This window comes from Campylobacter sp. (assembly GCF_052169515.1).
Lineage (GTDB): Bacteria > Campylobacterota > Campylobacteria > Campylobacterales > Campylobacteraceae > Campylobacter_A.
Genome location: NZ_JBQNCH010000014.1, coordinates 12,954 through 39,249, shown reverse-complemented (window position 1 = coordinate 39,249; position 26,296 = coordinate 12,954). Strand labels below are relative to the sequence as shown.

The 26,296-nt window shown below is 38.2% G+C and carries 24 protein-coding genes; 7 read left to right on the top strand and 17 right to left on the bottom strand.

The features are described 5' to 3' along the window. The first annotated feature begins 7 nt into the window (after positions 1–7). The 3 genes from ACTTKV_RS06395 to ACTTKV_RS06385 all read left to right on the top strand — a co-directional run bounded on the left by ACTTKV_RS06395 (position 8) and on the right by ACTTKV_RS06385 (position 2,187). Entirely contained in the window at positions 8–190 is a 183-nt protein-coding gene (locus ACTTKV_RS06395) for a hypothetical protein (protein WP_178140078.1), read from the top strand. Positions 191–195: 5 nt separating this feature from the next. Then, positions 196–1,056 carry an AMIN domain-containing protein gene (locus tag ACTTKV_RS06390; RefSeq protein ID WP_442549775.1) on the top strand — a complete coding sequence of 287 codons (861 nt, stop codon included), beginning with the start codon at positions 196–198 and terminating at the stop codon, positions 1,054–1,056. A gap of 69 nt (positions 1,057–1,125) precedes the next feature. After that, a complete protein-coding gene (locus tag ACTTKV_RS06385) occupies positions 1,126–2,187 on the top strand; it encodes a tyrosine-type recombinase/integrase (RefSeq protein ID WP_442549774.1) in 1,062 nt (353 codons plus the stop codon). A gap of 67 nt (positions 2,188–2,254) precedes the next feature. On the opposite strand, the gene ACTTKV_RS06380 is transcribed toward ACTTKV_RS06385, so the two are convergent. The 6 genes from ACTTKV_RS06380 to mobA form a co-directional block, all read right to left on the bottom strand. Then, positions 2,255–5,245, bottom strand: coding sequence for a molybdopterin-dependent oxidoreductase (locus ACTTKV_RS06380; protein WP_442549773.1), 2,991 nt, complete (start codon positions 5,243–5,245; stop codon positions 2,255–2,257). Between the two features lie 13 nt (positions 5,246–5,258). Next, positions 5,259–5,996, bottom strand: coding sequence for a 4Fe-4S dicluster domain-containing protein (locus ACTTKV_RS06375; protein ID WP_442549772.1), 738 nt, complete (start codon positions 5,994–5,996; stop codon positions 5,259–5,261). Between the two features lie 182 nt (positions 5,997–6,178). Then, a complete protein-coding gene (locus ACTTKV_RS06370) occupies positions 6,179–7,312 on the bottom strand; it encodes a glycerate kinase family protein (protein ID WP_442549771.1) in 1,134 nt (377 codons plus the stop codon). After that, positions 7,309–8,703 carry a GntP family permease gene (locus ACTTKV_RS06365; RefSeq protein WP_442549770.1) on the bottom strand — a complete coding sequence of 465 codons (1,395 nt, stop codon included), beginning with the start codon at positions 8,701–8,703 and terminating at the stop codon, positions 7,309–7,311. The genes ACTTKV_RS06370 and ACTTKV_RS06365 overlap by 4 nt, the downstream gene beginning before the upstream one ends. Before the next feature lie 169 nt (positions 8,704–8,872). After that, entirely contained in the window at positions 8,873–9,838 is a 966-nt protein-coding gene (locus ACTTKV_RS06360; protein WP_442549769.1) for a phospholipase A, read from the bottom strand. After that, positions 9,831–10,406: a molybdenum cofactor guanylyltransferase gene (gene mobA / locus ACTTKV_RS06355; protein ID WP_442549768.1), complete on the bottom strand. Its 576-nt coding sequence runs from the start codon at positions 10,404–10,406 to the stop codon at positions 9,831–9,833. The genes ACTTKV_RS06360 and mobA overlap by 8 nt, the downstream gene beginning before the upstream one ends. Positions 10,407–10,472: 66 nt before the next feature. Here mobA and ACTTKV_RS06350 point away from each other — a divergent pair, with 66 nt between their 5' ends. Beyond that, positions 10,473–10,679, top strand: coding sequence for a hypothetical protein (locus ACTTKV_RS06350; RefSeq protein ID WP_442549767.1), 207 nt, complete (start codon positions 10,473–10,475; stop codon positions 10,677–10,679). A gap of 453 nt (positions 10,680–11,132) precedes the next feature. Here the strand turns inward: ACTTKV_RS06350 and leuC are convergent, their stop codons facing one another. Continuing rightward, entirely contained in the window at positions 11,133–12,398 is a 1,266-nt protein-coding gene (leuC, locus tag ACTTKV_RS06345) for a 3-isopropylmalate dehydratase large subunit (protein WP_442549766.1), read from the bottom strand. 169 nt (positions 12,399–12,567) lie between these two features. Between leuC and ACTTKV_RS06340 the strand changes: the two genes are divergently transcribed. Further along, positions 12,568–13,890 carry an NFACT RNA binding domain-containing protein gene (locus ACTTKV_RS06340; RefSeq protein WP_442549798.1) on the top strand — a complete coding sequence of 441 codons (1,323 nt, stop codon included), beginning with the start codon at positions 12,568–12,570 and terminating at the stop codon, positions 13,888–13,890. A gap of 3 nt (positions 13,891–13,893) precedes the next feature. Then, positions 13,894–14,232: a hypothetical protein gene (locus ACTTKV_RS06335; RefSeq protein WP_442549765.1), complete on the top strand. Its 339-nt coding sequence runs from the start codon at positions 13,894–13,896 to the stop codon at positions 14,230–14,232. Positions 14,233–14,350: 118 nt separating this feature from the next. Here ACTTKV_RS06335 and crcB read toward each other — a convergent pair whose 3' ends face one another. From crcB to topA, 3 genes are all read right to left on the bottom strand, one after another. Beyond that, positions 14,351–14,737 (bottom strand): fluoride efflux transporter CrcB, encoded by a 387-nt coding sequence (gene crcB / locus ACTTKV_RS06330; RefSeq protein WP_442549764.1) that lies wholly within the window; start codon positions 14,735–14,737, stop codon positions 14,351–14,353. After that, on the bottom strand, positions 14,712–15,551 hold the full coding sequence (locus ACTTKV_RS06325; protein WP_442549763.1) for a biotin synthase: 840 nt from the start codon (positions 15,549–15,551) through the stop codon (positions 14,712–14,714). Before ACTTKV_RS06325 ends, crcB begins: the two co-directional genes overlap by 26 nt. A gap of 245 nt (positions 15,552–15,796) precedes the next feature. After that, positions 15,797–17,914 (bottom strand): type I DNA topoisomerase, encoded by a 2,118-nt coding sequence (gene topA / locus ACTTKV_RS06320; RefSeq protein ID WP_442549797.1) that lies wholly within the window; start codon positions 17,912–17,914, stop codon positions 15,797–15,799. Between the two features lie 186 nt (positions 17,915–18,100). Between topA and ACTTKV_RS06315 the strand changes: the two genes are divergently transcribed. Then, positions 18,101–19,609: a flagellin B gene (locus ACTTKV_RS06315; RefSeq protein WP_442549762.1), complete on the top strand. Its 1,509-nt coding sequence runs from the start codon at positions 18,101–18,103 to the stop codon at positions 19,607–19,609. Between the two features lie 213 nt (positions 19,610–19,822). Here ACTTKV_RS06315 and ACTTKV_RS06310 read toward each other — a convergent pair whose 3' ends face one another. From ACTTKV_RS06310 to ACTTKV_RS06280, 7 genes are read right to left on the bottom strand one after another with little or no spacing between them, the layout of a single operon-like run. Then, on the bottom strand, positions 19,823–20,593 hold the full coding sequence (locus ACTTKV_RS06310; protein ID WP_442549761.1) for an oxidoreductase: 771 nt from the start codon (positions 20,591–20,593) through the stop codon (positions 19,823–19,825). Continuing rightward, positions 20,580–21,287, bottom strand: a complete 708-nt coding sequence (locus ACTTKV_RS06305) for an acylneuraminate cytidylyltransferase family protein (protein WP_442549760.1) — start codon at positions 21,285–21,287, stop codon at positions 20,580–20,582. The genes ACTTKV_RS06310 and ACTTKV_RS06305 overlap by 14 nt, the downstream gene beginning before the upstream one ends. Beyond that, positions 21,280–22,182: a Gfo/Idh/MocA family protein gene (locus ACTTKV_RS06300; protein ID WP_442549759.1), complete on the bottom strand. Its 903-nt coding sequence runs from the start codon at positions 22,180–22,182 to the stop codon at positions 21,280–21,282. Before ACTTKV_RS06300 ends, ACTTKV_RS06305 begins: the two co-directional genes overlap by 8 nt. Before the next feature lie 13 nt (positions 22,183–22,195). After that, on the bottom strand, positions 22,196–23,242 hold the full coding sequence (locus tag ACTTKV_RS06295) for a nucleotidyltransferase family protein (protein WP_442549758.1): 1,047 nt from the start codon (positions 23,240–23,242) through the stop codon (positions 22,196–22,198). After that, positions 23,239–24,399: a UDP-N-acetylglucosamine 2-epimerase gene (neuC, locus tag ACTTKV_RS06290; protein ID WP_442549757.1), complete on the bottom strand. Its 1,161-nt coding sequence runs from the start codon at positions 24,397–24,399 to the stop codon at positions 23,239–23,241. Before neuC ends, ACTTKV_RS06295 begins: the two co-directional genes overlap by 4 nt. Beyond that, entirely contained in the window at positions 24,396–25,397 is a 1,002-nt protein-coding gene (gene neuB / locus ACTTKV_RS06285) for an N-acetylneuraminate synthase (protein WP_442549756.1), read from the bottom strand. The genes neuC and neuB overlap by 4 nt, the downstream gene beginning before the upstream one ends. Next, complete coding sequence (locus ACTTKV_RS06280) at positions 25,387–26,274, bottom strand: methionyl-tRNA formyltransferase (protein WP_442549755.1); 888 nt, start codon at positions 26,272–26,274, stop codon at positions 25,387–25,389. Before ACTTKV_RS06280 ends, neuB begins: the two co-directional genes overlap by 11 nt. Between the last annotated feature and the right edge of the window lie 22 nt (positions 26,275–26,296).

Below are 26,296 nucleotides of genomic sequence, written 5' to 3'. Positions count from 1 at the left end.
CGTGGCTATGTTTGCCTTTTATGTGGGTAATATGATGTTTGGCAAACGCTCACTTGATGTTATGCTAAGCCTTCAGAGTAAAAAAGAGAGGCTTAGTGAAGACGTAGAAATTTTAAAAAAAATGAATGCGCGTCTGCAAAAAGACTATTTTGAATTGCAAGGCCTTGAGCCAGACTCCAACAAAAAGTAGGAACGATGAAAAAAATTTGGTTAGTTTTATCTATTTTGACGGCAAGTTTATATGCTAGAGAAAATCCATTTATGCCTATGAGCGAGCTAAATACAAGTGTTATGACAACAAATATCATTGAGAAATTTGATAGTTTTAATTCACTTTCATTTAAATTTCCAAGCGATGCAATGCTTTTGCTAGATGTTACTATAAGATACAGGGCAAACGACGGCAGTATAAAAGAAAAAAGACTAACCGATATAAATAAAACTATTGATCATGGTGATGAATTCGCTCTAACAAAGATGAAAACTCCAGAGCCAGTCGCAGCCAAAAAATTGGATGTTTCAGTAACGATGGCTGAGATACCTACTCAGAAATTAAGCACTCCTGTGATTATAGAAAAAAATGAGACTAAAATTTTAAACAAAGATAGAAATAAAACTTCAGATATACCAGCCCCAAATGTCGTGGTTATCGATCTTGGAGCAAAAAAGATAAAAGAAACTAGCACGAATGCTGAACAAAAAGTAGTCGAAGTAAAAATAGAGCCTAATGCAAAACCAGTTGAAAATACTAAAAATGAAAAGTTGGTTAAATTTTTAAACTTTATAAGCTTTTTAGCTAGCGAAAAAGAGCTAAAAGTCGTCACAAAAGCTAAAAATTTAAAGCATTTTGCTTATGAAAAAAACAAGATTGTTCTTGATTTTGCAAAGCCTCCAAGAAGCTTTAAGACCAAAAATTTAAAACTTGAAAGCGAGATATTTAAAAATGTCATAATCGGTTGGCACGATAGATATTTTAGAGTGGTTTTGGAGCTTGATAAAATGCGTAAATATAAGCTTGAAGCCACAGAAAATGGGTATGTGCTTAAACTTTTATAGTTTTTGAATTTCTTTTCATAAAATTTCAAATATAATACTTTTCAAAATAAAAAATTTAAGGTTATTATTTTGAAATATCCACTTGACTGTAAAGATAATTTTGAAAACTCATTTATATTTTGGCTAACTCGCTACGTAAAATTTAAACTTAGCTCGCTTTCAAATAAAGAGCTGCGAGATCCAAAGGCGCTTGCAAGTGTGAATTACGCCCTAAGCCGCGAGGTAAAGAACATTGATCAGCTTGACGGCCTAGTAAAAAGCGCAAGAAATGCAGGGCTTACTGGTATAAATACCTACTTTAATCCACTTAAAAAAATATATGAAACGATGAAATTTTACGAGCTTAGCAGCCTAAAGCAGATTGATGAAGAGCTACTAAGCGAAATACTAGCTAGTACAACTGGTGGATTAAGTGATGCTAGCAAGAAAAATTACCGCATCTCAGTGATAAATTTCTTTGCATTTTTAGACAAACAAAACGAAGAGGACGGCAAAGCCCATGTCTTTGATATAAATTTAAAAAACTGGGGTGGCGTAAGCAGTAATAAAGGGCAAAAGTTACCTGAGTTTATGGGCGAGGATGAGGTTAAGAAATTTCTAGATGCGATCGAGCAGAGCGACTTTAAGCAAAACTCAAATCGCAATAAGCTCATAATAAAAACGATAATTTTTACTGGCATTCGTGTAAGTGAGGCCCTAAATTTAAAGAGGAAAGATATCACTGAAGATGGTGATCTTTTTATCATTAGAATTCGTGGCAAAGGTAATAAATACCGCATCGTTATGATAAAACGTCACCTAATAGAATCTCATCTAAACGCGATCGCAATAAACTACATCAATAAGGAAGGTTATCTTTTTATAAACAAAAAAGGCACGAGGCTGACGCAGGCTTACGTAAGCCGCATAGTGGAGCAAATCCTTTTTAAAGCTGGGATCAGAAAAGAGAAAAATGGTGCTCACATGCTGCGCCACACCTTTGCAACGATGCTTTACAAAAAGCAAAAGGACCTTGTTTTGGTGCAAGAAGCTCTAGGGCATGCAAGCCTAAATACCTCAAGAATTTACACGCACTTTGATAGTGACAAGCTAAAACTAGCTGCAAAAGTGGCTGAGGATCTGGCGAATTAGAGTTGAAAAGCTTTAAAAAGTAAAATTTGGCAAGCAAATTTATTCTGCTCGCCAAATTTATATTAAACTAGCCGATCTTTCTTATCTTTGCAGGAAGTGCCTGTCTAGCACAGGTGCCCACCAGCCAGTCATTTAGGCTAAATTCTCCATTTCTTTTTGGATCAAGAAGTCCAAGCTTGTTGTGATTGACGCCTTTTTCTAGGTTGGCAATCCCAAAGGCTGGCTTTCCATCGACGAGGTGTGTTCTTATACCAAACTCATCATGACCAAACCCATGCTCGATACTAATAACACCCCTTGCAACGCCATCTGTCACAAATGCCTCACCCACTTGCGCGCCGTAAGGCGTAGTCACTTTGACCTTGTCGCCTGAGACTATGCCTTGCTCTTTAGCCACGTCTGTTGCAATCCTAATGAAGTTTTTAGGATGAACAGCTCTAAGCCTTGGGCTAACAAATGTGTAGAAGTGCTGGATATTTGACTTTCTAGAGCTCACCACATATTTCCACTCAGAGCGTGGGAAAAATTTCTCAAGTGGTGTGCCATCGCTTGCAACTGGAAGCATTAGAGTTGGCACTCCTGGCATATATTCGCCTGTTATTGAGTGTCTGTGTCCGCCAAGTGGCTCGTAGTAGATGGAGGCTGGCGTAGGCGCTGGCACCTTTAAGGTCATCTTATCGCCCTTGTACGCACTCTCGTAGCTATCGTACCTACCGCCTTTTGCTAGCACGTGCGCCACTTTTGGCTTCTCTTCGTCTTTTAAATAAGGATCAAGCTTGTCCATAATCTTTGAAATTTTACTAAGCTTTTTATCTTCGTTGCTTATATCTTTTACACCCTCGCCGTCAAAGGCTAAATTTGCCAAAGCAGCTGCATAATACTGCTCTTTTACGTCAAGATCCATGAAATTTCCGTCTTTATCTTTAAATGCATTTTTGCCAAAGCCTTTTAGGCCAAGTCTCTTTGCCACAGCTATATAAAATGCCTCAACGTCGATAACTCCGCCGTTTTTATCTTTTGCCTGCCTTGGGCTAACGGCTGGGTAGCGTACGACTGAGGTTTTGGCGATTGTTCCCCAAAGGGCATTTGGAAGTGCCCAGTTTTCTAGATTTACTCCATCTGGCACGATGTAGTCAGCATAGGCGTTTGTCTCGTTCATAAAGGCGTCTATACCAACAAAAAGTGGTAAATTTTTACTATCTTTTAGTGCATCTAAGACCGCTCTTTCAAGTCCAGCTTGAGCGTAAAATACGTTTGTCATATAGTTTATGAAGACTTTTACTTTGTATGGATAGCCAGCCTTGTGGCTAGTGAGCGTTTCGTTTACCAGTGGCATAGAGATAGGATACCACGGCTGCTGTGCTGGATAGCCGCTGCCGCCAGCTGCCACTTTACGCTTAAACTCCGAGCTAGTTTCGTAGTATTTGCCAGATCTTGATAAATTTAGTCCATTTGGCTTATAAGCACCCTCAAAGCTCTCAAGGTCATATCTACCCTTTAAAAACTCGTGCGTGCCAGCACTTGCATTGACGTTGCCACCTTTGTAGCCGTAAGTGCCCATTAGCGTATTTAGACAAAGGATCGCGTAGGTAGTCATGCCAGCTTGCGTATGCATCATGCCGCCATGCACGTTTGTACTCACTTGTCTGCCATTTTTGGTGAAATTTTCACAAAGCCACAAAATATCATCTACGCTCACACCGCAAATTTTTGAGTACTCCTCTAAGCTGTGCTTGTAGGCTGACTCTTTTAAAAGCTGCATAGAACTCTTTACTTCGACCTTTTTGCCGTCTATTAAAATTTTGCCTTTGTAGTAGAGCTTAGCTGGCTCATTTACCTTGTAGCTTTGTATTTTGCCATCTTGCGAGCAGACCTGCCACTCGTTATTTATAAGTGCAAATTTGCCGTAGTCTTTGTGGCCTTTTTCGGTGATGACTAGGTGAGTGGCGTTACACCAATGTATCTCGCCTGCAAGTTTTGCTTGGTCTAAATTTGGCTGAATAAGGTAGTTTGTAGCGTATTTTTTATTTTCTATGATCCAGCGTATCATCGCCATGGCTAGAGCTGAGTCGGTGCCAGGCTTTATCGCTATCCAGCGGCCTTTGTCTGATGATGCGTATTTTACTGCGTTTGTAACGCTTGGATCGACTACCGCGTAGCTAAAGTCATCTCTCATGCCCCTTGTGTAAGAGAGCATTTTTGCTTGCTTTTGGAAAGGGTTGCTGGCGTTTGATGGCGAAGTACCCCAGTAGATGATAAATTTAGAATTTTCATAGTCTGGCTTAGTGTGTGCAAAGCCCTTTGCGTTGTGTGCGATCTTGCCACCGACCCTAAAGCCACCGCCGCAAATTCCGCCGTGTGAGTAGTGGTTTATAGTGCCAAATGACTTTTTGACAAAGCGATCAACGATGTCAGAGCGTCCGTCGTATAGGTAAAAGCTTAAAAATTGATTGCGTTTGGTGCCATATTCTGGGTTTTCGCTGTCGATTAGCTCGTCGCTATATATTGCTCTTAGCCCATCAACATGCCCCTCACCAAAGAGATCTCCGCCCTCCACTACCTCTTCTACTAGCTGCTCAAAGCTTATACTCTTCCACTTGCCCTCACCTCTTTTACCAACTCTTTTTAGTGGTGTTAGTATCCTTGCAGGCGAGTCTATCATCTCAGGCAATATCGCTCCTCTAGCACAAACTGTGGCTCGCTTTTCGTCTTCGCCACTTAGTGTTGTGGCAAGAAGTGCGTCGTTTATCGAGGTATCAAAATTTGCCCAGTGTAAATTTGCAAGTGGGTGGTATGGGTTGCCGCTACATCTTAAAACTCGGTCGTTTTTATCATCTACGTGAAGCCTTATACCACACTTCGTCGTACAGCCATGGCACATCGAAAAGATAACACTATGTCCATCACTAAGTGAAATTTTGCCGTCCTTTACGTTAAATTCTGGCTCGAGCGAGTTTGATTGTGGTTTATAGTCGTCCTTTTCGCCATCTGCTAGCACAGCGCTCGCAGTTACTGTTGAGAGCACGGCTGATCTTTTTAAAAATTCTCTTCTTTGCATTACTTATTTCCTTTTACTGCGCTATCTCTTCGCTCCAGCTGATAACCTTTTGATATCCGTTTTCAAGCTCGAGTTTCTTATCATTTTTAGCCAAAATTTCACTAACGCCATGGTAAAACACCTGTGGATTTGTATTTTTAGGACTATCGATGACCATAGTCTCATGTGTGGCTAGAAATTTTCTGATATTTGAGTTAGGATCGTTAAGATCTCCTATGATACGACTACCACCCACACAGCTCTCTACGCATGCTGGCAAGAGTCCTGCTCTTAGTCTATGGTCGCAAAATGTGCATTTATCAGCTTTATAGGTATGCAGGCTAAGATACCTTGCGTGATACGGACAGGCCTCCACGCAAAGCGCACAGCCTATACACTCTTTTGTGTCGATCTTTACGATGCCGTTGCTTCTTTGATGGCTTGCTCCTGTTGGACAAACATCAATACAGGCTGGATTGTTGCAGTGGTTGCAAAGTCTTGGGAGTGATGCTATGACTGCCATTTTGCCGCTTTTATCCTTTGCTTCATACTCTGAGACAATGGTTCTAAAAGCACCTGGCTGAACGTCATTTTCCATCATACAGCTCATAGTGCATGACTGACAGCCAACACATCTTGTAAGGTCTATCGCCATGCCGTAGCGAACGCCACTACCACTAAAGTCCTTTGGTGCTGCCTTTAGTGCGGTCGTAGCGAAAAATAATCCTGCAGCTGCAATGAAGCTGCGACGAGAATTTAGCCCTTGTTGCATATATTTCTCCTTTTCAAAAAAGTATTTCTTATTCTAACATAGTAAAAATTTTTTTTAAATTTTATTTTAGCTTTTTGCAAAATATATTAGAATTTGAGAATTTTTGTAGCACTTAAAGGGCAGAAATTTGGATAGTAAAATTTAGGTAAAAAGATAGAAATTTAACTTCTATCTTTTTAAATTTATACTTTGCGGTTTAGCATATAAAGGCGGACGACTTGCTCTGCTGTCATCTTTAAATTTCTAATAGCAATGTCTTTTCTCATCGCCTCTTCAAGACTAACTGGCTCATTTAATATACAAAAATAGGCATCAATTCCATTTTTATGGCAATCTTTGGCACATTTTTGCACGCTTCCAGCAAGTGCGATGACTGGCTTGTGGTGTCTTTTGGCAATCTTTGCCACGCCTGTTGGAGTCTTACCCATTGAGCTTTGAAAATCCATGCGACCTTCTCCTGTGATGACTAGATCAGCTTTTTTGATCTCATCCTCAAGTGCAATAGTCTGCGTGATGATCTCAATACCTGGTCTAAGTTTCGCTCCCAAAAATGCCACAAAGGCAAAGCCAAGTCCGCCGGCCGCACCAGCACCTTTTTGTGTGTGAAATTTGGTGCTATTTTTTTCTTTTACAAGGCTTGCAAAGTGTTTTAGTCCATCATCAAGCTCTTTTACCATGCGGCCATTTGCACCCTTTTGGGGAGCATAAACGTGAGCTGCTCCGTTTGTACCATAAAGTGGATTGTCCACGTCACAAGCTATCAAAAACTCGCATTCTTTTAGTTCTTTTGAGACATTCTCGTCCGAAAACTCACAAATTTTTGATAAATCCTCGCCTTTTCCTTCGAGCAAAACACCGTTTTCATCATAGAAATTAAACCCAAGTGCACTAAGCATACCTGTACCAGCATCATTTGTCGCACTTCCGCCAATGCCAATGATAAATTTTCTAGCACCCTTACTGATGGCATCTTTTATCATTTGTCCAAAGCCAAATGTGCTAGTTTTTAGTGGATTTCTCTCGTCTGGATTTATTAGTGTAAGACCTGAAGCGCTTGACATCTCAAGTATGGCAAGATCATCTTTAAGTGCATATCTCGCCAGAATTTCAGTACCAAGTGGATTTTTCACTATTGTATCTATAAATTTTGCACCAAGTGCATCAGCCATCGCTTCTACACTACCTTCACCGCCATCTGCGATGGGCTTTACTACTACTTCACAGTCGATCTCTTCTAGCCCTTCTTTTATGGCAAGGCCCGCTTCAAGCGAACTAAGCGAGCCTTTTAACGAATCAATCGCAACTAAAATTCTCATAAAAACACCAAAGATAATATGTAAACGCTAATCATACCAACGATACCCATTATAAACGTTATCGCTGTTTGTGTGCGATATCCTTGATCGGCAGTCATTTTGCTGAAATTTGTCACAACCCAGAAGTAGCTGTCGTTGGCGTGAGATACACACATCGCACCAGATGCTATCGCCATAACACAAAGAGCGGCTGAAATTTCAGTCGTAAAGCCAAGAGTTTGCATGAGTGAGTTATCAGCACTAAATGCACCCATGATAGATGCTGTTGTGATGATAGCCACAGTTGAGCTTCCTTGAGCGGTTTTTAACACGGCTGAGATGATGAATGGGAAGAAAATTCCTATAGCTTTTATAGTAGAGGCATTTTCTTTTATGAAATTTACAAATCCAGCTTCAGTGATAACGTTGCCCAAAACACCACCAGCTGCTGTGATGAAAAGTATAGGACCAGCAATCTTTAAAGATTCATTCGTGATATGGTCAAATTCTTTTATCTTTTTAGACTCGGCCAGTAAAAATACGCAAAAGATCACGCCAATAGCTAGGGCTATGATAGGGTTGCCTAAAAATAAAAGTACTTTTGGTAAAAAAGAAGCCTTATCAAGCATGCCTTGTTTTGCTAGTACATCAACTATCGAACCAATTGCCATAAAAATAATAGGCATGATAATAGGAGCTAAGCTTAAAAATCCGCTAGGTAGTGTTCCAAATTTCTTTAAAAGCTCTTCGTAGCTAGCCGATATCGTAGCGTCAGCCTCTTTGTCGCTTATTGTTACGCTTTTGCCAATACTCTTTGAAAAGAAATAGACAGCTAGTAAAACTGGGATAGAAACGACTGTTCCCATGATGATGACAAGGAGTAAATTTCCGCCAAGACCAAGTGTACCAGCTGCTGCTATTGGGCCTGGTGTTGGTGGGATGAAGACGTGAGATGCGTATAGACCACCACTAAGTGCGACTGACATCGCAACAGGACTTGCTGAAATTTTCTTATAAAGTGCTTCGCGAATAGAGTTTAAAACGACAAAACCGCTATCGCAAAATACCGGAATGCCGACAACCCAGCCCATTATAAGCATGGCAAGCTCTGGACGCTTTTGTCCGACTAGTTTTACGACCATGTCAGCTAGTTTTAAAGCAGCTCCTGTTTTTTCAAGCACAGTGCCGATGATCGTTCCAAAGATAATAACGATACCAATGCTCTTAAATGTGCCACTAAAGCCGACACCTATCATTGCTGGGATCTTGGATAGATCGATACCTGCAACGATTGCTAGCATCAAAGATATGCTCATAAGTGCTAAAAATGGATGCACTTTTAGCTTAGAGATCATAACGATCATAAGTATGATCGCGATAACAAAACATACGATCAAAGCAATTCCGCTCATGAAAAGCTCCTTTTGTTGAGAGATTATTGAAGACGATTTTAGCAAATTTTGCTTATATTTTTTCTAATATTTTAAGTTTTTTAATTAATTAAAATTTTTGACAAATTTGAGCAAAATTTATGATTATTTGCCCAAATTTAGTCATTTATATAGGATAAACTTTTTAAGTTTATTTCAAGATAACAAAACCAAGTCCAATCTTATCCGTGTGTCTATTGTAGTCTATCAAGCTCTCGCCGTATCCAGTAAAATACTGCAAATAGCCATAAACGCCGGTTGAAAATATTGGAAACATATATGAAATCTCAGCCGCACCTTTATTTGTTTTATCAAAATGTAAGTTGTTTCTTAGCATAAGGCTAAATATGTGATCATTGAGATTGTAACTAAGTCTTACATCGCCACGTCCGATATATTTTAGGATGTCTTTATTGTCACCCTTGTCACCGATCACTACCCAAGCTCTTGGCGAGATATTAAGCTTGCCGTAAACAAAATCACTTTGCACATAGGCTCTATTCCAGCTTCTTGATTTTTTGCCATCTCGTCCATTTGACTCATGCAAAAGTCCAAATTTTAGGTTTTGAATGCCGATTTTCTCTAGATATTTTGGCGAGGCAAAATTTAAGTAAATTTCTGGCTGGTAGTTTGTCTCGCGAAATGGTGCTGAAGCCCTTGTGATCTGCCACCAAGAAGTCTGCGTATAGGCCGCTACTAGGCTCTCTCTAAAACCAAAAACATCGTAAAATAGCGGCTTTGCAAGGCTTATTTGAAATTTTGTTTCAACACTCTTTCGCCCATCATTTGGCACATTTTTAGCATAAGTTGCTGGCAAAAGGTAGTTAAATTTATAAAGCTCGATACCAAGAGCATTTTGTAAAGTTTTGCCACTTTTGTCGCCACTTAAAACTCCTGCTTGCTTTAACTTGCCATCTTTTGGTATGGGCTCACTATCTTGAGTGGTTTGTGGGTTGTCTAACTCTTTTAAAGAGTTTGCGGCCAAATCTTTATAAATTTGTATTGCAGCCTTTGTATCGCCACTTTGCTCTAGCTCTTGTGCCCTTTGAAAATCATCCAGCCTGCTTGCCATCAAGAGGCTAAAGCTAAGGCTTAAAAATAATAGAAATTTACTCATGGTCTAATCTCCCCTTTTGGATTTCATTTGCTATTTCATACTCTTGTGGAAAATTTACGTTAAAAAACTGATCTTTGTTACTAAAATTTACGATTTTGCACTCGCAACTTTTTCTTAAAAGTCCTATTTTGTGTTCATTTTTTAAATAAAACTCATGAGCCAAGGTAGCTAATCTTGGGCTAAAAAATCCACAAAGTGAGTGAATATGCTCATCGTCGCCAGCTATAACCATGTCAAATTTATCTTTAAATTTAGCTAGCTCTTTAAGGCTAGAAAGATCAAAAAATGGCATATCGGCTGGAATTATAAAGACACTGTGATCAAAATTTTTAAGTACAGAATAAAGTGCAAGCATAGGAGAATAGCTACCAGTGCTCTCATCTTTTATGAGATTTAGCGGTGGGCTAAATTTCTCAAATTTAGAGCTTACGTAAACCTCGTCAAAGACCTTGCTAAATTTAGCGACCTGGTAGTGTGTGAGCGTATCAAAGCCACCAAATGGCAAAAGAGTTTTATCTTTTCCCATGCGCGAGCTCTTGCCACCTGCTAAAATGACGCAAGTTTGCATTGATGTCCTTTTAATTTTATAAAATTACAAAAGTATAACCAAAATTTCTGCATGGTGGTTTTAAATTTGCAAACAAAGAGTGATCATCTATCTTTTAAAAATTTTCCACAGCAAGCTAATAATTTAGCAATAGGAGAGATATTTTTTACTCCAGAGCCTGAGTCTATAAAAAGAGATTTTCTAGGACGTCAAATACTTGGTAATATTGCAGTTTTTATCGATAAATTTTTAGGAGAAAATATAAGTGAAAGAAATTTACAAATTTTAGGCTAGCTTGGTATGTATTTTTCATATATTCCACAAATAATGGGCAGCCTTGACGGCAATAAAAAGCCATTTATTCAGGCTTTAGCCACAGAGCTAAGTCGCACTAACTCCAAGCTCCTTATACTAAAAATAACCGATAAATTTGCAAAACAGCCAAATTTATCGGTTAATAAATTTAAATTACCAATTAGCTAGCTCTTTTCTTATTTTAAAATTTAGTGGCAAGATTTTAAGATAGATTTGGATGTTGTGACGAAATTTTCAGAAGGAATTTCACCAAATTTTGTCACATATATAGGGCAAAGTATCGTGAGATGGGTTTAATGGCTTTGCTCCCCTTTCGGTCGCAACTGCAAGCAGAAGTGACGTAAAAATTTAGTAAAGATAAGACAATTTAGTCTATCAAGCTAAATTTCTACTAGCTCCGTTAAAAACGCTCACGAGACGAGCCGCTAATTTCTAAAGATCACGCGGATCGGCGATTTTACCTGCTATCGCGCTCGCTGCCACAACTGCCGAGTTAGCCAGATAAATTTCACTCGTTCTATCGCCCATACGACCGACAAAGTTTCTATTTGTCGTTGAGATACAGCGCTCATTTGCACCCAAAATTCCCATATATCCGCCAAGGCAAGCACCACAAGTTGGGTTGCTTACAACCGCACCTGCTTCGATGAAAATGTCGATAAGCCCCTCTTTTTCAGCAGCTCTTGCGATCTTTTGCGTCGCTGGAGTGATGATAAGCCTTGTTTTGCGAGCTACTTTTTTGCCTTTTAGGATCTGCGCTGCGATGCGAAGGTCACTTAGGCGGCCATTTGTGCAAGAGCCAATAAACGCTTGATCTACGCTAAGATCATCTTTTACAGCTTCTCTTACGCTCTTGCCGTTGCTTGGCAAAAATGGATATGCGATGACCGGATCTAGATTTGTAACATCTATCTCTAAAATTTTGTCGTATTTTGCACCTTCGTCTGAGTAGAAGAATTTTGGTTTATCACGCAAATTTTTATCTTTTAAAAACTCTTTTGTGATCTCGTCAACCGCGATGATACCGCTTTTACCACCAGCTTCGATCGCCATGTTACACATAGAAAATCTATCATCCATGCTAAGGCCCTCTATCACCTCGCCGCAAAACTCAAGTGACTTATAAAGTGCACCATCAACGCCTATTTGACGGATGATCTCTAGGATGAGGTCCTTGCCGTAGACGTGTCTGTCAAGCTTGCCTTTAAATACGACCTTGATGCTCTCAGGCACTTTAAACCAGTTTTTGCCAGTGATCATAGCGTAGGCTAGGTCAGTGCTACCCATGCCGGTGCTAAACGCCCCAAGAGCGCCATGTGTACAGGTGTGGCTATCAGCTCCTATGATGACGTCGCCTGGGATGACTAGCCCTTTTTCAGGCAAAAGCGCATGCTCGATACCCATATCTTTTTCGTCAAAATAGTTTTTAAGGTCGTGTTTGTAGGCAAATTCACGTGAAATTTTGGCTTGATTTGCGCTTAGGATGTCCTTTGTCGGGATGTAGTGGTCCATAACGATAGCAAAGCCATCCGGATTGGCTAGTTTTTTAGCGCCACTTCGCTCAAACTGCTTGATCGAAATAGGCGTCGTGATGTCATTACCTATGATCATATCGATCTTACTCTCGATGATCTCTCCTGCGCTTACTGCCTTGCCAACGTGATCTGAAAATATTTTCTCTGTGATAGTTTGTTTCATAAATTTCCTTTAAATTTTGGACGATTTTAACAAAAATAGCTAAATTTAAAGGAATTTTACTAAGCTAAAAGGCTTAGTAAAATTTATCAGTTACAGTCCAATTTGATCACGGCAGGTGATGAAGTACTTGTTAAAACATTTTTGCAACATTTCTGATATAATCTTTAGCATGAAGTACGCACATTTAGTTCAAATAGCAAGTTATTTATCAAATTTTACAAAGATAAACCAAGCAAAACGCATTAATGATATGGCTATTTTGATCGAATTTAATGGCGAAAAGATCATTTTTGACCTAAATAAATCAAACTCTGCAATTTATAAAGATGATGAGCAAAAAGAGGCAAAAATTTATCAAGCGCCTTTTGATAATGTACTAAAAAAGCGCTTTAACGCTTCACATATAAAAAGCGTTGAGTGCCTAAAAAACAATAGAATTTTAAAATTTATTTGCACGCAAAGTGGCTCATATAAAAGTGAAAATTTTATCCTCTATCTTGAATTTACTGGCCGCTTTACAAATGCTGTGATAACTGACGAAAACAACGTGATAATCGAGGCACTAAGACATATCGATAATAGCTACCGAAAAATAGAAACTGGAGAAATTTTAAAAGAGCTACCAACTATCGAGATAAAAGAAAAGCCGTGCGAGCAAATAACGGACTTTGAGGCGTTTTTTAAAAGCGAAGCGGCTAGAGTAAATGAGTCCAGGATAGCCGCGCTAAAAGAGGCAAAGCTCGCAAGCGTGCAAAAAAAGATAGATAGCATGAGTGAAATTTTAAACTCGCTTGAAGACAAAGATGAGCTGATAAAAAAGAGCGAGGAAGCTTCGAATTTAGGATCGCTTTTGCTTGCCAATTTGGGAAATTTTAAGGGCTATGAGAGGGAAATTTGTCTAAAAGATTTTGATGGCAACGAGATAAAATTAACTCTTAGCGATACACCAAAAAATAGTGCAAATGAGTTTTACACAAGATCAAAAAAATTTCGTGCAAAAGCCATTGGTGTAGATATAGAAAAGAGAAATTTGAAAGAAAAAATAGAGTTTTTTGAAGGCTTAAAGTCTCTCTTAAAAGAAGCGAGTAGTTTTTATGAACTTGAAATTTTAAGCCCAAAAAACAAGGCAAAACAAAGAGAACGCCACGTAAAAGATGTGAGCGAAAATGCTGAAATTTTTTACGTTAGAGAGTTTAAAATACTAGTTGGTAGAAACGAAAAAGGCAATATAAATTTGCTTGACCTTGCCAAAAAAGACGATATATGGTTACATCTAAAGGATAGCCCAAGCGCCCATGTCATCATCAAGACAAACAAGAGTAGGGTGCCTGAAGATGTGCTAGAAATGGCAGCTAAATTCTGCGTGGAATTTAGTGTAAAGGGAGCTGGCAGGTACGAGGTAGACTACACTAAGCGTGAAAATTTAAAACGTGAAAACGGTGCAAATGTCACCTATACGAACTATAAAACTATCATCATAAATAAAGGCTAAAAAATGGCTGTAACACCTTTAGGAAATAGTAACTTTATAAACCAAAATGCCCCAGTGGTATCTCAAGTGCATGCAAATCAACAAGCCAGATTTGACATGCAGTCTTTAATGGCAGCCGAGCTTGCCACACAGCAAAGTGAAGAGATAAAAGAGGTGCGTCCGATGGAAGAGTCTTATAAAATAGACCCCGAAAAGGAACATGAACGCCAAAAAAGCGAAGAAGAAGCAAGTGGGTTTGAAAGCAAGGAAGAAAATAAAAACATAAGTGAAAATGTAGAAAATGAAGATAATAGCGATGAAAGTGAAGTTAGTGAGCATCACATACTAGACATATCGATATAATCTGGCTCACTAAACGCCAATATGTATCAAAATATTCATAGCAACGCTAATTTTAAAATTTAAGTAGATAAGCGTGGGTCATCATTATGAGAGTGATGCTAAATTTGCGAGTAAAAATTTATAAATTTCTGCCAAACAAGATACCAAGATAGCTTGCAAGCAAGCAGAGGCTAAGGTTTAAAAAGATATTTAAAAAGCCCTTTACTAGTTCGCCCTCGATTAAAAATTTCATGCTATCAAGACTAAAACTAGAAAATGTAGTAAATCCACCAAGTATACCAACAACGAGAAATACCCTCACGCTTTGGTTTAAATTTAAGCAAAATAAAACGCCGATAATGAAACTACCAAGCACATTTACGCCAAGCGTGGTTAGTGGGAAATGGCTAAATTTTAGGAGCTCGCCAGCCAAAAACCTAAAACCAGCTCCAATGAAACCTCCAACCCCTGCAAGGAAAAAATTTGTAAACATTAGATATCTAGTGGCAAATGCTAGCAAAGTCAAATCCACGCCTTTTAAGCTCTTCTATGTCTTTGCTTGCCATCTCGCCTTTTGCTGTCAAATAGTCACCAATGACGATCGCATCTGCGCCATTTTCAAAGATCTCGTATTGTCTATCTCCTAAAATTTTCTCTCTGCCACCAGCTATCATGACTCTAGTTTCTGGAAGAGCGCTTTTGGTGTCACGTACGATCTTTAGGGCTTCATCCACACTAAGAGGGGGCAGATCAAGACTTAGAGATTCATTTTTTATGAAAAAATTTATCGGCGATGAAAATGGTTCAAGCTCTTTTAGACTAGCTCTAAAGCTCACTCTATCGGACTCACTCTCACCAATGCCATAAATTCCACCAGTGCAAAGCATAAGACCTGCTCTTTTTGCATCTAAATTTGTCTGATATCTCTCGTCCCAAGTGTGTGTTTTACAAATTTTTGGGAAAAATTCTCGGCTAGTTTCAAGGTTGTGGTTGTAGCTAAAAACTCCAGCTTTTTTGAGCTCACAAAGTTGCTCGTAAGTCGCCATGCCGTTACATGCGATAAGCATCAAATTTGGCACTTCTTTTCTCACGGCTCTTGCTAAAGATGCGATGTAGTCAGTCTTTTTATCATTTAGCCTAGCACCACTCGTGACTAAACAAAATCCAAGAGCGTGGTTTTTATAAGCCATTTTAGCCTCGTCCACCACCTGCTGCACGCTTTTTTCTTTAAATTTCGTTATATCAGCGCCAGCTTTGGCACTTTGCGTGCAATAAGCGCAGTCCTCACCGCAATTTCCTTGAGTCACCGAGCATATCGCACAGAGCATAATTGTTTTCATATTTCATCCTTTTTTGGCGTATTATAACTTTGATAGGTTTAAATTTTGAGTAGATAAGCAAGTAAAATTTTCTTTTTGGTTAAGTAGATTTCAAATTAGTAAACAATCAGAAATTTATAATGGAATGGATTTGTTTTGTCTGTGTATAAAATTTACGAACCACCAATCCAAAATAATTAAAAACAGATTTTATAAATAAAAAGTCAAATCCAAACCAAAATGGCTCAAATTCGACTATAAATTTTTTAGTTTTCAGCGACTAACGTCTTTTTCTTACACTTTGTGCACTCGACAAATGTACCTTTTTTAAGCTCTTTTTTGATCATATCTCCGCCACATTCGTCGCATTTTTGAGCCACTGGCTCGTAGTTTGAGATGAAGTCGCATTTTGGATAGTTGGCACATCCATAAAATTTACCGCGCCTGCTAAATCTCTCCACGATCTCGCCGCCACACTTTGGACATGGTACGTCAAGCTTTTTAAGCTCACGTTTTGGCTTTGAAGTAGCAGAAGTGCTAGACTCGGCACTTTTCTCGTTATCTTTTGCAATATTTCTTGAATATTTGCATTTTGGAAAATTTGAACAAGCAATAAATTCGCCGTATCTACCTTTTCTAAGCAATAGCTCGCTTCCGCAATCTGGGCACTTCTCTCCGATCGGAGTGGCTGTTTTTAGGCTTTTTATGCCAGTTTTGCCAGCGCTTATTTTCTCCATAAATGGATAGTAAAAGTCGCTTAGCACCTTTTGCCAGTCAGCCTTATCAAGTGCGATCTCGTCGAGCTTCTCTTCGAGATGAGAGGTAAATTCGCTATCGACGATATTGCTAAAGTGCTCTTCTAAAACACCTATCATGCTAAATGCGATCTCGTTTGGTATGAGCTGCTTTTTCTCGATCCTGACGTAGTCTCTTGATGTTAGTAGCGATATAGTTGGCGCATATGTACTTGGGCGACCGATGCCTAGACTTTCTAGTTTTTTAACAAGGCCAGCTTCAGAGTAGCGAGATGGTGGCTCGGTAAAATTTTGCGTGCTTTTAATGCTTTGTAGGCTCATCTCATCGCCTTTTTTTAAATTTGGCAAAATTTTATCTTTATCAAGCTCGCCATAAACCTTATAAAATCCGTCAAATAGCACCTTTCTGCCGCTTATCTTAAACTCGCCTTTTTCGCTTGCAACGTAGACATTTTGTGTTTGGCTAACACAAGCACTCATTTGACAAGCTAAAAATCTATTATAGATGAGAGTGTAAAGCTTTAGCGCATCTTTTTCTAAAAATTTAGCAGCGATCTGCGGCGTAAAGCTTAAATTTGTAGGACGTATCGCCTCGTGAGCCTCCTGTGCGGCCTTTGAGCTTGTCGTGTAGCTTATAGCTTTGGCTGGCAGATACTCTTTACCGTAGTTTTCTAAGATATGCTCTCTAGCGGCTGTGACGGCTTCTTTGGCTAAATTTAAACTGTCCGTTCTCATGTAGGTGATCGCACCCATGAAACCATCGTGAGTTTGTACACCTTCATAGAGGCTTTGAGCGATCATCATTGTCTTTTTAGGGCTAAAGCCAAGGCGGTTACTCGCGCTTTGCTGAAGGGTAGAGGTCATAAATGGCGGGCTTGGCTGGATCTTTCTATCCTTGCTCTCGATCTCACTGACGCTAAATTTCTCATTTTGTAAATTCTCTATAATGTATTTTGCGCGGTCTGGATTTTGGATAGTGAGCTTTTCGATCTTTTGATTTTCAAATTTAACCAGCTCAGCGTCTAGATCTTTTTTAAAAAATGTATCGATTGTGTAGTATTCAACTGGCTTAAATGCCTGAATTTCACGCTCGCGGTCGACTATTATTTTTAGGGCTGCACTTTGCACACGGCCAGCGCTTAAGCCTTTTTGTATCTTTAAACTTAAAAGCGGACTTAACTTGTAGCCAACTATGCGGTCAAGTAGGCGCCTTGTTTGCTGGGCATTGACGCTATTCATATCGACACGCCTTGGGCTTTTTAGGGCGTTTTGTATAGCGCTTTTGGTGATCTCGTGAAAAACGATGCGAGGCAGGCTAGTTGGCTCTTTGCCGATAGCGTTTGCGATGTGGAATGCTATGGCCTCACCCTCTCTATCCTCATCGGTCGCTAGGTAAATTTCATCAGCACCTTTGGCGAGCTCTTTTATCTCTTTTACGATGGCTGAGTGATCACTGCTAATACGATACTCTGGGGTAAATTTATCATCTTCTATCTTGATGCCAAAGCTAGTTTTTGGCAGGTCTCTGATGTGGCCTTTTGAGGCAATGACGTTGTAGCTTTTGTCTAGGAAATTTTTGATGGTCTTTGCTTTTGCGGGGGATTCCACGATGATTAAGCTTTTCATTATATATAGCCTTTAATTTTTTTGGCGTAATTGTAGCAAAAATAATTTTTAAAGTATCAAGGCATAAAAATCAAGTCCACGATCTATCTTTTAAAAATTTTTCATTCATACCTATAAAGTTTTTTAAAAAATTCACGATATAGTTTTTGTGCGACAAGAAGTCGTAACTAAAAATTAAAAGGATTTACAATGAGTTTTCGTATTAACACAAACGTAAACGCACTTAACACACACGCTAACGCAGTTAGCAACAACACTGATCTATCTAAGTCACTTAACAAACTTAGTTCAGGTCTTAGAATTCAAACAGCTGCAGACGATGCTTCAGGTCTATCTATTGCAGATAGTTTAAGAAGTCAAGCTTCAGCTCTAGGTCAAGCTATTGCAAACGGTAATGATGCTATTGGTATCATTCAAGTTGCCGATAAAGCTATGGACGAGCAGCTAAAAATTCTTGATACTATCAAGACAAAAGCTACTCAATCAGCTCAAGACGGCCAAACAACTCAATCACGCCAAGCATTGCAAGCTGATATCGTTCGTCTAATGGAAGAGCTTGACAATATCGGTAACACTACTTCATTTAACGGTCAGCAACTACTAAACGGAACATTCTCTAATAAAGAGTTCCAAATAGGTGCTTATTCAAACCAAACTGTTAAAGCAAGTATTGGTGCGACTACGTCTGATAAGATAGGCCTTACACGTTTTGAGAGCTCAAGATTACTTACAGCTATGGGTACAGTAAATCTTAAATTCCTAAACGTTGATGGTGTAAATGATGTTGGTGTTACAGCTGCTACTATCTCAACAGGTATCGGTAAAGGCCTTGGTGCTCTAGCTGAGAATATCAACAAAGTTGCCGATAGAACTGGTGTTAGAGCTACAGCTGACGTTACTTGGAAAGCTAGTGCTGCTATTGCTGGTGGTTTAATTCAGTCTTTAACAATCAACGGCGTTAAAATCGGAGATCTAGATGTTAAAGCAAACGATTCAAACGGTGCACTTGTAAATGCTATCAACTCTGTTAAAGATCAAACTGGCGTTGAGGCTTCTGTTGATGCTGAAACAGGTAAAATGGTCCTAACAAGCCGTGATGGTCGTGCTATTGTTGCAACTGGTAAAGATATCTCAAATGGTCTTGGTGGCAAGGGTACACCAGGTGCTGGTACATCTTTAACAGCTGGCTTTGTAGGTAGACTAAACTTAGTTCGCCTTGATGGTAGAGATATCAAACTAAATGGTGGTGGCGCTACTAAACTATCAATAGCGTTCTCTGCTAATGGTGGAGCTCAACAATCAGTATCTCTAAGAGATATAAGAGGACAAATAGATAAAAACCTAGCAACAGCTATGGGCTTCCAAAGAATGAGTGCTGCTTTAGCAGTAAATCAATCAGCGGGTGTTATGACACTTCGTGGTGCGATGGCTGTTATGAGTATCGCTGAGTCTGCTCAAAAAACACTAGATCAAGTTCGTTCAGACCTTGGTTCGGTTCAAAACCAACTTCAAGCTACAGTTAATAACATTACTGTAACTCAAGTTAACGTAAAATCAGCAGAGTCTCAAATCAGAGACGTTGACTTTGCTAGCGAGTCTGCTAACTTCTCAAAACATAACATCCTAGCTCAGTCAGGTGCTTATGCTATGAGTCAAGCAAACAGCGTACAACAAAACGTAATGAAGCTACTACAGTAGTTAATTAAGGTTTTTTAAGTAGAGGCTTTGTTGCAGTACAAAGCCTTAAGAGTGTTAATGCTTTTACAATACGCAAACCCACACCCCAAAGCCTAGCTTTGGGGTTTTATACTTTTACAATCAATAAAATATCTTAAGCTTTGTATATAAGATTTTAAAATACTCACGCTAAATTTGCTGCTTAAAGCCTTAGTGGTAAACTAAGGCTTTAAATTATAAACTAAATCCATCATCAACTACGATATTTTGTCCATTTACATATTTTGATACGTCGCTTAATAAATAAATCAAAGCACCGCAAATATCATTTGCATTAAGCATTCCTTTCATACCGCATCTTTTTTTATATTGGCTTAAAAATGGCTCAGGCTGCCCATCCAAAATTCCTCCAGGACTTATAGCGTTTACGCGGATATTGTCTTTTTTAAACATCTTTGCCATGTATTTTGTCATGCCAAGAAGGCCATGTTTTACTACTGTATATTCGACAGGAGAGTGCATATTCGTACCTTCGTAAGTCTCAAAAGCAGGCGCTCCGATACCTTGTATAGATGAGATATTTATGATGTTGCCGTAACCTTGCTCTAAAAAGTATTTTATAAAATTTTGTGAGATATTAAAGTATCCACCAAGGTGTAAATTTAAAAAGGCATTGAAATCATTCATGTCAATATCAAAAAATTTCTTACCAAAATTTTTGTTTTTTGGATAGGCATTATTTATCAGTGCATCTATGCGACCATATTTTGAGTATAAAAAATTTATGGCTTCATTAACAGAATTTACGTCACTGATATCAATTTGTAAAACTTCGATCCTTGCATCTTTATTTGAGCTCACTATCTCGTCTTTTAGTAAATTTGCTCTTTTTGTATCTACCTCTGCTATCACACCAATGCCATTTTGATTAACGATGGCTTTTATAAAAGCACTTCCTATCCTGCCAGCCCCTCCGGTTACCACTATGACTTTATCTGTTAGCATTTTTTTCCTTCATTAAAAACTCTACAAATTTAAAATCTAGTTCACAATCTATATCGATTGATCTGTCTTCACTCATCACATAAAGCCCAGTTTTTGGCAAAAACAATGTATCGTTATTTAGCAAGGCTTCACGTTTCCAGACATAGATAGAAGCGTTCATATCATATGTTTTTGGTGCGTCTTGGCGTCTTACAATGGCTTTTGCTAAAGTTTTTGCAAGTCCCACATGTCCGTCAGGATAAATTTCAACTAGGTTAAAATATGGACTTCTTCTACTTGGCATCGCAGTTATTAGGTTGTCATTTTCATCGCCCAGAAACTGCTTGTAAGCATTTATGATATCGCTTACATCACGAAGTGGAGCTGTCGCATCAAGATCAACTTCATAATCAAATCTTTGTGCGTAATGTTGTTCGCTTTTTAAAAAAGCATCTTTTATCACATCAAGCTTTCCAGCTGTATCGCTGGCCATAGCAGCATCTCTTTTAAAAAAGACTTCTGCTCCGTATTTTACTGCTGTTTCTGCGATCAAATCGCTATCGGTACTAACAACTATATGTTCAAATAAATTTGACGCCCTGGCTTGCTCTATGGTGTAAGCAATAAGTGGTTTTCCACAAAGCTCACGTACATTTTTCCCTTTTACGCCCTTACTACCGCCTCTTGCACATATTGTACATAAAACATTACTCATTATTTTGCCTTTGAATTTGATCTATTGCACCCATTGTGTCTTGTCCTTCGCTAAAGTGGCAGATATATCTTTGTTCGCCTAAGACATCTTTATGCATAGCTAAAAACATCTCGTTTCTTGCTAAATTTGACATATTAAAAATTTGCTTTTTGTCACCTTGTTTTATGAGAGTGCCTTTTATAAAATCAAGCTCGTAGGTGGAGGCTTCGCACTCCACTCGCACGTTTCTATGCGTCATATGGCTTAGATAATCAATGCTTATATTAGCTACTACATTTTTGTTTGTTTTACCAAAAATCAAACATAAATCATCACTTGTTATCTGTAAATCTGAGATTTTACCTTGAAAGCTTTGTATACTTTTAAATTTACCACATATCCATGTGACATAGTCGATTTCATGGCTAAGATCGAGCAAAACTCCACCACCTTTTTCTCTGCTAGCACTATAACATTTTGTATAGTCTCCATTTCTCCAGCTTGGTAGATACTGACCACAACTAGCATTTATGTATAAAATTTTCTCACCATTTAAAAGCTCTTTTAGTTTTTGTAAAAGTGGATGAAATCTAAGAACGTAGCCTACAAAAATTTTGTTGTTTTTTGGCGTAAAATCATAAAATTTCTCAAACAAAGGCTTTTCGCAAAGTATTATTTTATCTTTTACTTTCTCGTCTAAAAATTTTAAATTTTGTAGGTGTAAAAATGTGGGAGTTGCTATGACAAAATAATCAAATTCATCTAAATTTGGCACATCTTCTAGACTTTTATAGCAAGCCTTCCCAGTAATGTCTTGGCTGGTAACAAGGCAAATCTTGTCTATCTGTAGTAAAGTTTCTAATACTTCACAATGTCTTTTGCCAATCGAGCCATAGCCTAAGATAAGGGCTTTCATCTAAAATGCCTCATCAAAATATTTTTGCATATTCTTCATTTGCTCTTTGATATTCTTCCATGCGTCCGATATCGATCCAGTACTCATGTATAGGAAACGAGATGACGTTTTTTCCTTTGCTTATCACTTTTTCAAAAAGAGTCGGCATATCGTAAAACTCATCTTGTGGTATCAAGTCTAAAATTTCAGGTGAGAGCATATATATTCCAGCACTTACAAAAAATTTCTGCACTGGTTTTTCTGAGATCTCTATTATCTTGTTGTCGTTCATTTTCACAACACCATAAGGCACTTCGTAATCGTACTCTCTTACACACATTGTAGCTGTCGCTTTATTTAGTGTGTGATAGTTAAAAATATGCTCGAAATTTACATTTGTAAGAAGATCGCCGTTCATTACAAAAAATGGCTCACTTGGACGCTCTTTTAGTAGGCTAAGTGCTCCTGCTGTACCCATCCTTTTTTGCTCTAAAACGTAGTCAATATTTACTCCAAATTCTTTGCCGTTACCAAAATAGTCCTTGATGATACTTGCATTAAAATTTACGCACATCGTGATATTTACAAAGCCATACTCTGCAAATTTTTCAACTATCGTCTGAAGGATCGGCTTGTTTCCAACTTTTAGCATAGGCTTTGGAGTATCTTGCGTAAGCGGCCTAAGCCTTGTGCCAAGACCTCCCACCATTAAAATGACTCTATTTGTCTTGCTGGCCGGTTTTATAATATCTTCGATATCTTCTATGCCAACTAATTTTCCAAGTTCGTCTATTAGTGGAATTTTGTGAAGTTTTTTGGCAAGAGCTATTTTTAGTATTGACTCCTTTGTATCACCGACATTTGCAGTGCTTGGGCTTTTATGTACTATAAGATTTATATTGCTGTTTAGATCAAGTCCATTTAGTAGTCCACGCCTGATATCTCCATCTGTTACTGTGCCTACAAGGCTATCATTTTCATCAACAACGATTGCTATTTGAAGTCCACCGTTATTTATAGTTTGTAAAGCATCTTTTATAGTCGAGTTTATGCTTAGCTTTATATCGTTTACTATTCTCATTTTAAACCCATGTCATAAAATTTCTTTTTCAAAATATCATCAAGCTCTATCTCTTTTAAAATTTTTAGCATTTTTTTACTTGGACTACCACCATCGTATGGATTGATTGTGTCTCGTAAAATTTGCTCAAATTCCTTCGAATATGCTTTTGTTATAGCCGCTAAAATTTCATCTTTCATAGGCCTAGCATCTATAACGCTAATGGCTTTAGTGCGTCCTTTTTGGCGGTCGCCTATGTTGATGGTTGTTTTTTTAAAGCTTGGAACCTCCAAGAGGCCACTTGAGCTATTTCCTAGGACAATATCAACAAATTTTATCGCACTTAGATATCTCAGCTGCCCAAGTGAAGCAAACGCCACAGCTTTTTGTGAATTTTTACTAATATACTCATCTATCATTTTATTTATCACATCACTATCTATGTCGCTATTTGCTTTTGTAAAGATAAAATTTGTATCTTTTAACTCATCTATTGCTTTTAAAAGCTCGCTAAATTGCTTTTTTGCACTGCTATTTTCAAGCGTTACCGGATGAAATGTGATTAGTATATTTTTTTTAGCAAGCTTGAAATTTATTGATTTTTCAAACTCATCTTTATTTAGTAAATTTAGCTTTTTTATATTTTCAATGCCAGGCCCACCTACATTAAAAACTCTGCTAGGCTCTTCTCCTAGCTGGATTATGCGGTTTGCATACTCTCTTGTAGCTGCAAAATGAATATGGCTCATCTTTGTTATGCTATGTCTAAAGGCCTCGTCAAATGTCCCTTGGGTAGTTTCTCCACCATGTATGTGTGCTATTGGGATCTGCATGATGCTAGCCACGCCTGCTACGCCAAATATCTCGTATCTATCTCCAAGAAGTACCAATATATCTGGCTTAAGTTCGCTAAAAGCTGGGGCAAATTTCTCATAAACCTTTGCCATCTCAGTGCATATATCAAGCTTTGAGTGCGAATAGCCTAAAATTTCTATCTTTTTATCTATCTTGAATTCTTTTTCGATCTCTTTGTATGTGAGTCCAAACTCAGGACTTAGATGCATGCCGGTGGCAATTATTTGAAGCTCTAGTTTGCTATCCGCTTTTATTTCTTTTAAAAGCCAGTAAAGCAGACCATACTCCGCTCTAGTGCTTGTTACTACACAAATTTTTCTCATATCAGATCATCTTGCTTGTAATCTTTTTGTGAAATTTGTCCGATCACCTCATCCCACCTCATGGGATTTATACCATCTCCTGGGCGTTTTACGCAGATATTTTGCTCGCTAAAAATTTCACCCTTTTTTATATCACACTTTGCCACGATCGACTTTCTAGCGATTTTGATGTTTTCACTTTCACTTTTACTAAAATGCTTTAACCCATCACCAAGTGCTAGTTCTATATTTCTAATTGCTCTGACCATCGCTACTAGCTCATCTGGCTCAAGGCTCGCCTTATGATCAGGTCCAGGCATGCTCTTATCAAGCGTAAAGTGCTTTTCTATGATCTTTGCACCCATGGCAACCGCTGCGATATCGACCTCAACGCCAAGCGTATGATCGCTATATCCGACCTCAAGACCGAAGGCATTTTTAAGAGTTATCATCGCCTTTAAATTTACATCCTCCATTGGCGTTGGATACTGCGTATTTGCATGAAGAAGGCTTATGTTTTCACGTTTCGTGCCACTTTTTATAAGTACTTCTATCGCAGATTCCACCTCGCCTAAATTTGCCATGCCGGTTGAGAGAATGATCTTTTTATTAAGCCCACCTATCTGCCTAAGATAAGGTAAATTTGTTATCTCGCCACTTGGGATCTTAAATGTACTAAGCCCAAGCTCATCAAGTAACTTAATACTATCACTATCAAAAGGAGTTGAAAGAAATGTGATATTTTTTTGTTTGCAGTAGGCAATGAGCTCCTTGTGTATATTTTCATTTAGCTCGAGCTTTTTTATCATATCAAACTGACTCTCGTTTTTATCGGTAGTTTCTTTTTGATAGCTAGCCTTTTGCGCATTTTTTGAAACAAGATTTTGAGCTTTAAAGGTCTGAAATTTCACTGCATCAGCGCCAGCGCTGGCTGCTACATCGATCAGTTTTTTGGCTAAATTTATATCACCGTTGTGGTTAACTCCGGCTTCAGCTATGATAAAAACCTTATTTGACATCAAACCTATCTCCTACCTTAATCTTTCCATAGTACTCGTATTCTACAACTTTTACGAAACTATCTTGCGTTTTTACCAAAAAAGTATCACCGTCTTTACACAAAATTGCACCAGGAATACATTTGTATAGCGGCGCGTCTTTTATAAATTCTACTTTATTTATTTTCATTTCTTTACCATTTAAAAATGCCCTTGCTACTATGGCCGGACAACAAATGGCACGTACAAAATTAAATACTTCTCTACTTGTTTGGTTAAAATTTAAATTTTCATCGCCTTCTATACGTCTTGAACAGTAAAATCCAACATCTTCTTGTTTTTTGGACTCTACCTTTCCATTTTTAAATAAACATATGGCTTCGTATAGTATATTTGCACACTCGCTGTGCGCCTTTGTCAGTATGCTTTTGTAGTCATCATTGTCTGTTATGTCAAAACATTTTTGTAAGATTATGTCACCGGTATCTATACCAGTATCCATATAATGTACAGTTATTCCGAATTCTTTTTCGTCATTTATCAAAGCCCAGTTTAGGATGTTTCTGCCTCGATAAAACGGTAATTTACCTGCGTGGCAATTGATAGTTTTATATTTTGGTAAATTTATGATCTTGGATTTAAAAATTTGATTAAAAGACATTGACACGAACAAATCGCAATCATATTGTTTAATTTTGTCAATAAACTCATCAGAATTTATATCTTTATGCTTTAAATAGTCAATTTTAAATTCGTTTGCATAGTTTAGAAGTTTTTCATCATTTGAATCATATCTAGCACAGATAAATTTTATCTCTATATTTTTGTCTTTAATAAGCTTATCAAATGCGTTATGGCTCCAAATACCATCTGCAAAATAACCTATCTTTAGTTTCATGCTAATCTCCTTATATTATTTT

Excerpts from the sequence above, each read along its gene's own strand:
- ACTTKV_RS06395 (WP_178140078.1), top strand. The coding sequence starts at position 8 with ATGTTTGCCTTTTATGTGGGTAATATGATGTTTGGCAAACGCTCACTT.
- ACTTKV_RS06390 (WP_442549775.1), top strand. The coding sequence starts at position 196 with ATGAAAAAAATTTGGTTAGTTTTATCTATTTTGACGGCAAGTTTATAT.
- ACTTKV_RS06380 (WP_442549773.1), bottom strand. The coding sequence starts at position 5,245 with ATGCAAAGAAGAGAATTTTTAAAAAGATCAGCCGTGCTCTCAACAGTA.
- ACTTKV_RS06375 (WP_442549772.1), bottom strand. The coding sequence starts at position 5,996 with ATGCAACAAGGGCTAAATTCTCGTCGCAGCTTCATTGCAGCTGCAGGA.
- ACTTKV_RS06370 (WP_442549771.1), bottom strand. The coding sequence starts at position 7,312 with ATGAGAATTTTAGTTGCGATTGATTCGTTAAAAGGCTCGCTTAGTTCG.
- ACTTKV_RS06365 (WP_442549770.1), bottom strand. The coding sequence starts at position 8,703 with ATGAGCGGAATTGCTTTGATCGTATGTTTTGTTATCGCGATCATACTT.
- ACTTKV_RS06360 (WP_442549769.1), bottom strand. The coding sequence starts at position 9,838 with ATGAGTAAATTTCTATTATTTTTAAGCCTTAGCTTTAGCCTCTTGATG.
- mobA (WP_442549768.1), bottom strand. The coding sequence starts at position 10,406 with ATGCAAACTTGCGTCATTTTAGCAGGTGGCAAGAGCTCGCGCATGGGA.
- leuC (WP_442549766.1), bottom strand. The coding sequence starts at position 12,398 with ATGAAACAAACTATCACAGAGAAAATATTTTCAGATCACGTTGGCAAG.
- ACTTKV_RS06340 (WP_442549798.1), top strand. The coding sequence starts at position 12,568 with ATGAAGTACGCACATTTAGTTCAAATAGCAAGTTATTTATCAAATTTT.
- ACTTKV_RS06335 (WP_442549765.1), top strand. The coding sequence starts at position 13,894 with ATGGCTGTAACACCTTTAGGAAATAGTAACTTTATAAACCAAAATGCC.
- ACTTKV_RS06325 (WP_442549763.1), bottom strand. The coding sequence starts at position 15,551 with ATGAAAACAATTATGCTCTGTGCGATATGCTCGGTGACTCAAGGAAAT.
- ACTTKV_RS06315 (WP_442549762.1), top strand. The coding sequence starts at position 18,101 with ATGAGTTTTCGTATTAACACAAACGTAAACGCACTTAACACACACGCT.
- ACTTKV_RS06310 (WP_442549761.1), bottom strand. The coding sequence starts at position 20,593 with ATGCTAACAGATAAAGTCATAGTGGTAACCGGAGGGGCTGGCAGGATA.
- ACTTKV_RS06305 (WP_442549760.1), bottom strand. The coding sequence starts at position 21,287 with ATGAGTAATGTTTTATGTACAATATGTGCAAGAGGCGGTAGTAAGGGC.
- ACTTKV_RS06300 (WP_442549759.1), bottom strand. The coding sequence starts at position 22,182 with ATGAAAGCCCTTATCTTAGGCTATGGCTCGATTGGCAAAAGACATTGT.
- ACTTKV_RS06295 (WP_442549758.1), bottom strand. The coding sequence starts at position 23,242 with ATGAGAATAGTAAACGATATAAAGCTAAGCATAAACTCGACTATAAAA.
- neuC (WP_442549757.1), bottom strand. The coding sequence starts at position 24,399 with ATGAGAAAAATTTGTGTAGTAACAAGCACTAGAGCGGAGTATGGTCTG.
- neuB (WP_442549756.1), bottom strand. The coding sequence starts at position 25,397 with ATGTCAAATAAGGTTTTTATCATAGCTGAAGCCGGAGTTAACCACAAC.
- ACTTKV_RS06280 (WP_442549755.1), bottom strand. The coding sequence starts at position 26,274 with ATGAAACTAAAGATAGGTTATTTTGCAGATGGTATTTGGAGCCATAAC.